General features: G+C 51.9%; 1 tRNA gene and 1 rRNA gene. Both read right to left on the bottom strand.

Going from position 1 to position 578, the window contains the following annotated elements:
• Positions 1–256: 256 nt before the first annotated feature.
• Positions 257–330: transfer RNA gene (locus J4G38_RS25585), tRNA-Ile, on the bottom strand.
• A 98-nt stretch (positions 331–428) separates the two neighbouring features.
• Positions 429–578 (bottom strand): 16S ribosomal RNA (locus J4G38_RS25580); the annotation flags it as partial.

Raw genomic sequence — 578 nt, 5'->3', positions numbered from 1 at the left:
GTCCTTCGTCGCCTCTGAGACCCTAGGCATCCCCCGTGTGCTCTTGCTTACTTCGCTTTCGTATCGCTTGCCCTCATTGCTGAAAGCTGCTCTGCCCGTTGCCAGGCCAAGCGCGCTACGCTTCGTTTTTGTTACCCCTTACGTCAAAGAACGTGCGTCACCCTGGTATCTAGTGACATCGCAGACTATCAATCAATCACTGATAGCCCAATTACTACTGAATCCGGAATCCATCAGACCACCTGGGCGAACCAAGTGGGCCTGCGTGGACTCGAACCACGGACCTCTACATTATCAGTGTAGCGCTCTAACCACCTGAGCTACAAGCCCGTATTCGGATTCAAAATTATTTGAATGAAGGAAAAGACAAACCGTAAAGTCTGATTACTATAACACGACTCTTGAACTCCCGAGTCGAACTGCTCCAGAAAGGAGGTGATCCAGCCGCACCTTCCGGTACGGCTACCTTGTTACGACTTAGCCCTAGTTACCTGTTCTACCCTAACCGGCTTCTGTGACGAGCACCGGCTTCAGGTCTACCAAACTTCCATGGCTTGACGGGCGGTGTGTACAAGGCC

This window comes from Hymenobacter terricola (genome assembly GCF_017921975.2).
Taxonomy (GTDB): Bacteria; Bacteroidota; Bacteroidia; order Cytophagales; family Hymenobacteraceae; genus Hymenobacter; species Hymenobacter terricola.
Note: the sequence above shows the minus strand (reverse complement) of the source record. Positions and strands in the feature narration are given on the sequence as shown.